At 49.8% G+C, this 10,491-nt stretch carries 7 protein-coding genes; all 7 read right to left on the bottom strand.

Annotated elements, in window-relative coordinates; all coding sequences use genetic code 11:
* On the bottom strand, positions 1–271 hold a 271-nt coding region (locus ACFO4R_RS06950; protein ID WP_379788339.1), incomplete at its 3' end, for a SipW-dependent-type signal peptide-containing protein.
* A gap of 370 nt (positions 272–641) precedes the next feature.
* A complete protein-coding gene (locus ACFO4R_RS06945) occupies positions 642–1,136 on the bottom strand; it encodes an imm68 putative immunity domain-containing protein (RefSeq protein WP_379788338.1) in 495 nt (164 codons plus the stop codon).
* A gap of 61 nt (positions 1,137–1,197) precedes the next feature.
* Positions 1,198–1,701 carry a GNAT family N-acetyltransferase gene (locus tag ACFO4R_RS06940; RefSeq protein ID WP_379788337.1) on the bottom strand — a complete coding sequence of 168 codons (504 nt, stop codon included), beginning with the start codon at positions 1,699–1,701 and terminating at the stop codon, positions 1,198–1,200.
* 224 nt (positions 1,702–1,925) lie between these two features.
* Positions 1,926–3,227 carry a TIGR02679 domain-containing protein gene (locus ACFO4R_RS06935; RefSeq protein ID WP_379788336.1) on the bottom strand — a complete coding sequence of 434 codons (1,302 nt, stop codon included), beginning with the start codon at positions 3,225–3,227 and terminating at the stop codon, positions 1,926–1,928.
* Positions 3,220–7,305: a TIGR02680 family protein gene (locus ACFO4R_RS06930; RefSeq protein WP_379788335.1), complete on the bottom strand. Its 4,086-nt coding sequence runs from the start codon at positions 7,303–7,305 to the stop codon at positions 3,220–3,222. The genes ACFO4R_RS06935 and ACFO4R_RS06930 overlap by 8 nt, the downstream gene beginning before the upstream one ends.
* Positions 7,306–8,436, bottom strand: a complete 1,131-nt coding sequence (locus tag ACFO4R_RS06925; protein WP_379788334.1) for a TIGR02678 family protein — start codon at positions 8,434–8,436, stop codon at positions 7,306–7,308.
* Entirely contained in the window at positions 8,429–9,934 is a 1,506-nt protein-coding gene (locus tag ACFO4R_RS06920; RefSeq protein WP_379788333.1) for a TIGR02677 family protein, read from the bottom strand. Before ACFO4R_RS06920 ends, ACFO4R_RS06925 begins: the two co-directional genes overlap by 8 nt.
* Positions 9,935–10,491: the final 557 nt, after the last annotated feature.

Below are 10,491 nucleotides of genomic sequence, written 5' to 3'. Positions count from 1 at the left end.
CGGTATTTCCTCTCATAAAGAACTCGTCTGCTACAAATCCGTCGTTATCCCCGTGCTTAATTCCGTCTACAATACTCCAGCCGTTTTGCAAGGTTTCGTTGTCATATTGTGCATAGAGTCCGAGATCTGCAAAGGTCACTCCGAAATCTCCTGTTGTAGCCTTTGTGCTGATGCTCAACGTATCTGTCCAATATGCATAACCTGTTCCTGCAAGCACCAAAGATAGTGCCAAGATACTTCCTACTAATGATTTTCCGCCCATTCTTTTCATGGTTTTTCCTCCTTTAATCATTAAATACATTTGGTTTTTGGATACCCGGCCTAAGAACATAAGAGTCTATGACCTCAGGCGATGAATTGAATCAGATTCTTTTTTAAGAGCCCTTGCTTTGTTACAAATAAAGTATAGCTTTTATTCCAAAATTTCAAAACCCTCTTAAGTCTTATTTTCTCTTCTTTTTTGGTTCCATATTTTTTTCTGTTTGACCCTGTACGTTCTCCTCCAAAGTGAATCCGCATTACCCCTACGGTTTAGTCGGCTATGCTTCCAAAGCGGTATATTCGATTTTCCCAAACAATTCTGCCTGTACCTGTGACCAAGTGTTTGCAAAGCACATTTTATATACCGTCACCTATTCGGATCATCGATACCGCCTCAGCTCCTGTGCGATCTCAAAGCATTGGCCTGCGATCTCCTTCATAGTCTCTTCATCACAGAGCTCTGCCAGTTCATAGTCCATATAGGAGCTTGCAAAGTCCTCAAGCACCTCCAGCAGACAATCGAACTCGCCGGGAGTCGGAGTTACCCGGATCTTTTTCTTCTTGCCGATACCGTCATTCAGGTCCTTGAGAGATACTTCTTCGTTGTGCAGACATTCCAAGAGGATGGCTGCAATATCAGTCATCAGGTTGATAACGATATCGATCTCGCTGTAATGCACCCCATCCGCACTCATATAGCGGATATCCGCCGTCGTTCGAAAACTCCCCTTCGCGATCTGTTCCTCAAGATAGAAATCCCGAAAAATCTTGGAGAGAGGATAATCCTTCTCTTCTCCTTCGTTGAAGTAGTCTATCAGGGTGTAGCTGTCTTCACTTTCTCCAAGGTATTCTCCCCACCACTTATCAATATACATTCTTCTTCTCCTTTCATTGAGGTTTCATATGTACTTCGGCAGGTCCTCCTGCCGGATTTTCCTAAGGCCTGAGCAAGCCGTAGATATAGAGGTCATAGACCTTCCCGTCCTTGATGACTCCGTTTCTCTTTATCCCTTCGCGGATAAAACCGTTCTTCTCCAAGACTCTGATAGAGGCAATATTGGGGGAATAGACCAGGGCCGTGATACGAAGGATGTCGAGTTCACGAAAAGCAAGGTCACACAACAGGCCCACCGCTTGCGTCATCACACCCTTGGATGCATATTCGTCCAGAAGAAGATAGCCGATCTCTCCATCACAGTGATATACATCCTCCTTCTTCTCGACCGACATATTGCCGACCACTCTGCCGTCCACTTCGACGGCACGAAAGACCCCTTCACGTCCCTCATGCTCCTGTACGAAGTTCAGCCACCAACTTGCATCTTCCTGTGTGTAGGGAAGGGGCAGGAGCCCCGAAAGATAGGACCTGTCCACCTCATTGCACACCTTGATCAGATCTTCCCTTTGTTCTTCCGACCACGTTTTCAGCTCCACCTTCATCTCAACAACCTCCCTTGTTTGATTTTTCTACGGAGATACCGCACAGTTCAAAAGCATGGCAGGCTCCGTTCGATTACGAAAGATATCATTCTTATACACATTGGGTTCTCAAGATCCCCGTCCTCTATGAAACGATAACAGGATCTTTCTTTGCACCCGCTTCCATTCCTATCTTGAAACTTCGAGTACACGGGCATCCGTTCTTTCCTTCGTTCTTCCTACTCTTATGACCTTGCCCCTTCCTCTTTCAGTATCTCTTCTATCTTGGCACAATAGAGTTCAAAGAGTTCCTCCTGATAGCCGGCGCACCGAAGCTCCTTCATCTTAACCACCGTTCCTTCCAGCTCCTCGGAATCCGTCCCGCCCAACTTTTTGAGCCTTGCATAGTCCAGCTCCTTCTTGGGTGAAGAGAGAAGATAACAGTCCTGCGTCATAAAATCGAGTCGGATCCTTGAAGGATATCTCTTCTTCAAAGTGTTCGCCATCCTCAACCCCTCCGGATCAAAGTCCCCGGTATAGTAGACAAGGCTGTCCCCGTCCAAGTGTTCCATCAGATACCAGAAGGCCTGCTTGAACTGTCCGTGGCTGCAAACCGCCGGAAGATCGGGAAACTTCGATATCAGCATCGAGTAGAGACCCGAGTTTTCGACCACGAAAAGGATCCTCCCCCGATACGGTTGAAACTTCGAGTTCTCGACAAGGTGCTTGAGAGGCACATTCCACGTCAGACGACTCTCACACGCCTGCTTCCAAAAACCGACACCTTCCTCCCCCTGAAAGGCGAGGAGGGCATTTACCGTCACAAAGTTGGAGATATCGTCGGCCAGGAGCCCGAAGTTCAACAACCGTTCGTGGCGTTGTTCCGCCTTGGACTTTCTCTCATAGTTCGCCCTGTCCTCGCCTTGGAGCCGTTCCTCGTATTTGAAGTTCAACAAGCGTTCGAACCACCTGCCCAAGGTGCTCGGACTGTCGAAGGCGTGAGGGTGGCCCGCGACCTGATTGACGTACAGGGGCAGGTAGACGAAATCCTCGAGAGGAAGTCTTGCAACTGCTCTCTCCAGGATCTCAAGTTCCCTGTCCCCGAGTTTGCCCTTGCAGGAGTCCATATAAACCTCATGAAGGATCTCCTTGGAATGGAGGCAGGCAAAAAGGTGCGGATACTCCTTCTCCAAGTTTTGAACATAGGTCTCTTCCCTCTGTTGTTCACGCAATTGAGCCTCCGTCCTCTTGATCAGCTCCGCCTTGGTGATCTCTCTCACGACCTCTCCGAAAGGAACAAAGGCAAATCCCGTTTTTTCATACTGGCGGATCCATGCTTTCAGAGAGATCCTCCTCTTTTCCAGAAGTTTGTAGTCCGCCTCTCCCAAAAAGTCCGCCAGGAGCCGAACCTCATCCTCCGTGTAACTCTCGAGCGAAATACTGCCTCGAAGTTCCCCGAAACTCTCATACTTCTTCAAGCAGGCTTCACAGAACCTTCGGTAGGCTCTCTCCCGCCTGAAAAACTCGATGACCTTCCTCCTATCCACAGTTCTGCTCTTCCTCCCTTCTCTGTCTTCCGTTCCAACGGTATTCACGACTGACCACGATGTCCGAGCCCCTCTCCCTGATCAATTGATAGATCATCAGATCCTTAACAGTCTCGTAGTCTCCCCACAGAGATTGGGAGTTGAGCACATAGTCGAACCCGAGGTCCTCCATCGCCTTGAACAGCTCGGCGATATTTCTCTCATCGACTCCGGCAAAGGCCTCGTCCAAAACGACAAGGTAGGGTGCGTTCTTGGAACCGTCCTCATAACGCGAATAGATGGCGGTAAAGAGGGGCAGGTACATACTGATCGCCTTCTCCCCTCCGCTGAAACGGTTGAAAACATGGTTGGAAAGCTCCTTCGAAGCTTGGTTGTCCTTCTCGTATCGGATCACAAAACGGAACCATCGTCGATAATCGAGGATTTGTTTCATGACATCGTGGAGGGATCTGACGTTCTCATCCTTTTCCATATCGATCTTCGCCTGTTCGATCTTGAGACGGAAGTGATTTACGATTCGCTCAAAATCGTGATCGGTAAGCGTTTCGGAAGGCCGTCTCAAAAGCTCGACCAGTTCCCTCGTGCCCACCTCCCTCTCATCTTCGGCGGTCTTGGGTTTCCACTCGATCAAAAGTTTGAGGCCTCGGTAGTTGTTCTGCCTTTGAAGGACATCGTTCATCTTCTTCGTCCACTTCTCCGCCGAGTTGATCAGTCCCTTGATGATACGCCCCGTCGAATCGAGGAGGATGTGCTCAAAGAGGTTTCGATCCTCCTGCCTGATGTATCTCTCCTGTTCTTCGATCGAGATTTCCAAGGAGCTGACGACGCGGAAGATATCCGTACGCCTGTTCTGTTCGTTGAGAACAGTCAGGAGGTTGCGTTTGGAGTTGCTTCTGAGCACCTCGATCTCGGAGGCGAATTCTCCCTGCACGTCCAATTCCTCCAAAGTCACTGTATCACAGGCGAAGGACTCTATGATTTCGGGACTGTACCCGCTCAATTCATTGGTGTGTTCACGCACGACCGAGCCCAATCTGTTGGTTTTTTTGGCCTCCTTCTCCGCCCGGGAAGGCTCGAAGGTCTTGGCATAGTCTCTGAGCACTTCAACGCTCTCGTCCTCCTCACTGTAGCGACGGTACTCCTTGTCGAAGAGGTCTTCCCATGTTTTGGACAGTTCTTCGAGGAAGACCTCCTTCCTCTCGCTCTCCTCCTGTTTCGCCCTTGTTGTCAAGAGCTGTTCCTCTTTTCGAATAGTTGAGGCATTGAGACGATCCTTCTCCTCGAGAAGGACTTCCTGCCTCGATCTCTTCTCTCGGATCTTGGCACGAACCTCCTCCACATCGGCAAGCTGCAGTCTCTCTTCCAAGGACAGGATTCTCCTGCTCTCGACATCGATGTCCGTCCTGAGTTCTTCGAGCTCGTCCTTGAGAGCGGAAAGAGTCTTCAATGTGATGGAGAGAGTCTGCTCCTTATCGCCCAACCTCCTGTTCCCGCTGACGATCTCCTTGAAGATGTCCCCCATATCATCGAGGACGTCCTTATACTCCCTCATCTTCTTCACGATCTCTTCCACGAGGACGAGGTTGCACTTGAGTTCGTTCTCCCTCTCAAAGATGTAACAAGCCTGCCTGAGTTCGGCGATCTCCTCTTGGAGAAGATTGTACTGACGTTCGTACTCCTGCCTGCGGATCTGCTTGAGCTCCCTCTTGGATACCGCCTCGCGAATACTTTGTCGTATGGTCCTGAGGTCGTCATCCTTGGGAAAATCCTTCAAACGTCTTTGCTCCGCCAAGATCTCTTCCTCTATGGCGGAAACCTCCTCCTCCAACGCGACGATCTCGCCCCGGATCCCTGTAAGAGAGTCTTCGATCTCCTCTATCTTCGTACGGATGTAACGAAGCCTTGCCTCCTTGCCGATGAACTTGGCACGGTGTTTCTTTGTTACCCGACCTTCCACCATTGCGAGAGAATACTCTCCTTCCTTCGTAATGCTGACGGATCCCGCCGTTCTGTCAACGGCAATCGAACTTAGGATCGCCTCGATATAGACCCTGCTCACCTTCTCATTGTCTACCGAAACCAAGTACTTCGAGAGATCATCCCCCATCAAGGGCGCAGAAGGAAAGATCTGTGCCGACTCCTTCAACTCGAGATCTTCCTCCGATACGAGGCAGTCCAAAATACCGCTGTCGATCAACGCTCCCTCGATCCGATCCTTCTCGTCCTCGCTCAGTCCCTCTCTGAAGTCCACGACCTCATACAGGTAGGCGAAGGCCCTTCTTTCTTCTCTCAAAAGACGGTGCTCCTCCAGTTTGTACTCATCACGGGGAGGTTCGGGGACGGTCCTGTTCTTCCACAGTTCAAGCTCTTTCTCGAGTTCCCGCTCCCTGAGACTCAGATTGTGAAGGTCCTGCTCCAACTTGAGTTTCGACCTGTGTTTCTCCTGTTCAAAACGGCTGTACTCCACCTCGACCAGACGTCTGATATCATAGAACTGTGCATCCTCCTCGTAGAGACGAAAGAGGATGGAGTTGATCTCCTGTGTGATCTCCTGCGAAAAAGGATAGGGAGCAAAATTGCACCACTGCTCAATCTTTGTACGAATCTTCTCGCGGTCTTCCGAAAAAGTAACATTCCAGTTTTTGATCTCGTAGTCGAGCTTATCGATCTCCCGGCAGACCTGCCCTATCTCGACCTCCTTCTTGAAGGACTCCTGTTTCTTCTTCTCTTCCTCCTTCAAAGTTCTGCTTATCTCCTCAAGACTTCGAAGATAGGAGGAGGCCTCCTCCTTCCATAGCGAAAGGTTCAGACCTTCTCCTTCTCTACGGTAGTCGATAAAGAAGAGTTCGTTCTTCGTCTGAAAACCCGTTTCGACACACAGACCCTCCAAGTCTTTGAGGGCATGGTCCCTGTCGAGGGCGAGACCCTTGAGATTCTCCTCGATCTCATACTTCTCACGTTCCGCCGTGCTGTAGTCCTTTTCGGTCTCCCTGTACTTCCCGTTCTTATCTTTTTCCTTTCCTTCCATATCCCTCAATTTCTTGCGGGTCTCATCGAGCCTTCTTTCGACGTCGAAGATATCGTGTCTGCGAAGTTCCTCCAATTCGGAGCCTAAGACAACGAGCTCGTTTTCCGCAGACTTAAGAGCTTGCTTCTCCTCTCGGATCTCCTCGCCGAGCCTTGTTATCTCCTCCCTGCGCGATCGGTTCTCCTCTGCGACGCTATCAAACGCACGGAGGGAACTTCGGGTATAGTAGGCGAACTTACTGAGGACGAGGTCGTGGTAGTCCCTGTACCTCTTCTGCACCTCCTTGAGGATCTCATAGTCCTTCTTCGCCGATTCCAGCTGATTTTTTGCCCTGTCGATGTTCTCGAGCGAATCCGATACGGAGATCAGATCCTCGTCCTTGAGGGCGGGGAGGGAGTTCTCCAGGATCGAATAGATCACCGTGGGCGTGAAGTCCTTGGACAGTTTGGGTTTTCGGATCTCAAGCTGGAGCTGGATCATCTCCTCAAAGACGTCGAGATTCTCGAAACGAAACAGGTTCTTGTTGACCCAGGATGCATAGTCCTTCTGTTTGTCCATCACCTCTCCACCCTTGTCGATACGGTTTTCGAGTTCCTTCTTGGAGTAAGGCTGAAACTGCCCCTTACCCAGGTTGTGTTGGAGTTCAAAGTCCATCCCTATCCTTCGGTTATCCGTCAGTACGAAGTACCACTTCTCCATCCCCCTCCCTCGCCTTGCGCGAACTCCAATCCCGGTCGTGAGATAGGTCTCCTGCCCTTCCTGCTTGTACTCCGCAAAAAGATAGCCCGTCCTGTCGTCGATCCCCGTGACCTCTTTTTCACCGAGAAGGTAGTCTTCGAGTTTTCGTGCCGAAGAACCGAAGGGATCCAAGCGGTTGGGCGCCGTATTGCCGTCGAGAAGAACGGGGAAGAGACTCGCCGTAGTAACGGACTTTCCGCTTCCGTTCGCTCCCCGAAACAGGATCTTCCCGTCCGCAAAGTTGAAATACTGCGTGTCGAAGTACCAATAGTTGATAAATCCCGCCCTGTTGATATGCCATTTGCCTTCCATCTACTTCCCTCCTTTATCTTCTCCGTATTTGCCTATACTGCGAACCATCACGGAGTTTACGACGATACCGTCCTCTTGTTCGAAGACGAAGTTCCAGTCCTTGCACCTTTCGAGGACGTCTCTTGAGATCTCTTCCACGCTCTTGACTTCCCTGTACTCCTTCGACCAGCCCTCTCCGTACTCCTCCTTGGTCTTGCGTACCAGCTCTTCCCACTGAAAACGGGTCAAAAAGACGCTGCCCGTTTCCTTCCTCTCGGGATCCTTCTCCCGCAGTGTCGCCGCCAGATGAAGGATGATGTCATCGATACCCAAGGCGGTGGGGAAGAGGTTGAGGTCCTGTTTTCGCTCCGGTGAGGACAGAAACGCCACATCCTTGTAAAGCTCAAAGTTGTAAGGTGTATACCTCTCCACAAAATCGAGGATGCTCTGCCTCTGATTTCTGAGATAGTAGAACTCCTCATCGGAAACCTCAGTCTTTTGGACCGCCGGTTGAAGAAAGAGCCTGCGATAGACTTTGTGGCGAACGAGGTTGGAATCGCTCTCCGACACCGCCTCCTCCTCGAGTAGGTCCCTCCACGTATCGTACTGATAGATGTCCTGCGGATAGGGGCGCATAAAGTAGTCCGAATAGACGGTGGTGCGATAGAGCACCTCGGCCTCCTCATTCTGCTTAAACTGTTCCAGATCTCCGTCCAAGGTCTCCAGCAAGTGGAGGTCAAGCATCTCCTGCATCGCTCGGACAAACGACTTGCGGTGGTTGTAGTTGACCCAGTCCACCCTCGACTCCGGAGGATAGATCAGCTGCACCTCTTCGCAGAGCTGACTGAGCAAAAAATACTCCCCCGCCTCCTTGCCCTCGAGGATGCTGAGCAGACAACTGAACAGGACGTAGTCCATGGTTTGGCTGAAACTGCGGATCCCCATCCAAGGTTCGGGAGAGACCGGTATCTTCTCGAGTTTCACAAACTCGGAGTGCATGGTCAGACGGAAACCGAACTTTTCGTTGATGATCCTACGCAGGTCTTTTTCCGCCTGACGTAGCAGTCTGTAGTGGTCTATCGAGTCCTTCCTAAGTATCCAATACTTCTCAAACAGAAGGATCAATGCCTCTTGAAGTTGTTGTTCACTCACTTGCATAGCCTCGTCCCTCCAATATCTCTACAGCGAAGGAAGACAGCTCCATGCTTCCGTCTTCCGATTCCAACTTTATCTTCTCTTTTTCACTCAGCCTTACCTTGACACGGTAACCGAACTCGGTAAGTACGGTGCCGTCCTCAGTGAGCATCGCCGTCGACATCCACTTGAGCAGAACCTTGCGTACGGAGGTCGAAACCTCCTGACCGTCATGCACAGATATCGTTGCGTCTCGGATGTAGCTGTCGATCTCCTCCTTGAGCCTCCTGTGCTCATCCTGATTGCGACGGATGATCTCCATCTTCTCTTCCATGTTGGAATGGTAGCGTTGAACCTTCGTCTTAGTCTGACCTCCCCTGACCCGCTTGTTGGTCACGATCTCATTGGGGGAAATATTCCAGATCTCCTCATAGATATTGGAGGTTTCGCTCTCCATGGCGTAGTAGTGGGCGGTGTTTTGCAAACCGAAAATCACAGAGGAGATACAATGTGCTTCCTCCATCGTTTCCGCCTCTAAAAACCACTTCGCCACATGGAGGTAGTCCTTCTTGCGACTTAGCTTCTGCCTGTTCCTCTCCCCGATCCTTCGAATGTTCGCCGTTATAGTGCGGATAGTCGCATTGGTCCTCTCCTGGAGGATGCGATACTGCGAGGGATGGCTGCCTGTCTGCACGAACCACTGAACGATGCTGAGCCACAGCTCCTTCAGTTCTTCCGTCTTGGTCTGCACATCCGTCTGCACATCCTCGAACCTCGGAGTAAAGTCGGGCACCCTCGCCAGGTAGTCGAACTTGATTTGGAGCTCGCCCTCCTCCTGTTTTTCCAAAAGTTCTTGGATCTTGACCGCCATCTGATAACTTCCTTGGATAAAATCGCGGAGATAGCTGATAAACTTCTCCTTATAGGCAAAAAAACTCTCCTTCTTCATCATCTCTCCCGCCTTCTCGCTGCTGAGGTAGGCGAGATAGTCCGCCGTGTTTTCGCGGACGGAGGTAAAGATCTCCATCACCCGGTGCCAGTGCTCGATGAGGTTGTCGCTCGGTCCTTCTTCCAAAAAATCTCGCAAGGCGAGGTAGAGTCTTTCAAAAGGTTTTTTGTCCAAAGAACCGCGAAACTCTTCTCCGCTTTTTTCAAGCTGTTCGAGCATCCTCTCGATCTGCACCGTGTAGGAAGTGATCTGATAACGAAAGACCTTGCGGTTGAACTCCGCAATAGTACGGGGGTTTTTGATCTCCTGACCGGGAACGATGTTCTTCCACTCCACCAACTGTTTGAGGTCCTGCGTGAGCTCCTCTTCGCTGTAATTGTCCCGCCCCAAAATGCCCTGCACATGTTCGAGCACATTCTCGGGGTAGATATAATCTCTCATCCTCTCGTGCTCCACGAAGAAATAACGCAGGATCATACGGTAACGCTCCGCATTCTTAGGGGCGACGAGGTAGTTCGCTTCGGTTATTTTTTTGTAATCTTCCACTCGGTTTGAAATTCGTGCCACGGTTCGTCCTTTCTTTCAACCAATTCCTATTCTTGTCTATATGCTTATTTTGCCTTTCCTTCAAAAATAAAAAACAGCTGTCTATGTACCTATCATACCACATAAACAACTGTTTTTTGTATAGAGAAATTTCCTTTTATACGATCGTCCCTGTAAGATTTTTTCCGGTCAGATCGACCTCTTGTGCAATCCGAAGTCTGTGCCTTATGACTGTTCTGCGTTTGAAATAGCATGCAGAACGGATCATTACCTAAAAACAATTTGAATCATCCTATGCTTCAAACGTTCCACCTGTCGACCTCCATAGATAAGGAAGCATTACACAAAGACAAACTTATGATTTTCCTTTGAGTTTGTAAAAGACGAAAGACTGTCAAACTGACACTTTCAAGAATTTCACCCTTTATATAAATCTGATCTTATACTACTATTCTTTTCAATAGCGGATATAAATAATCTGTGACCCATAGAAGACAACATAGTTTTTCGTCATCGAACAATAGATATATCCATACTTCTATTGAAAAACAGTATGAGTTATGGACATAAACGAGCTG

The organism is Filifactor villosus (genome assembly GCF_042652965.1).
GTDB classification, from domain to species: Bacteria; Bacillota; Clostridia; order Peptostreptococcales; family Filifactoraceae; genus Filifactor; species Filifactor villosus.
Note: the sequence above shows the minus strand (reverse complement) of the source record. Positions and strands in the feature narration are given on the sequence as shown.

Bases quoted from the DNA above. Each gene is read 5' to 3' on its own strand.
- ACFO4R_RS06930 (WP_379788335.1), bottom strand. From the start codon at position 7,305: ATGGAAGGCAAATGGCATATCAACAGGGCGGGATTTATCAACTATTGG.
- ACFO4R_RS06940 (WP_379788337.1), bottom strand. From the start codon at position 1,701: ATGAAGGTGGAGCTGAAAACGTGGTCGGAAGAACAAAGGGAAGATCTG.
- ACFO4R_RS06945 (WP_379788338.1), bottom strand. From the start codon at position 1,136: ATGTATATTGATAAGTGGTGGGGAGAATACCTTGGAGAAAGTGAAGAC.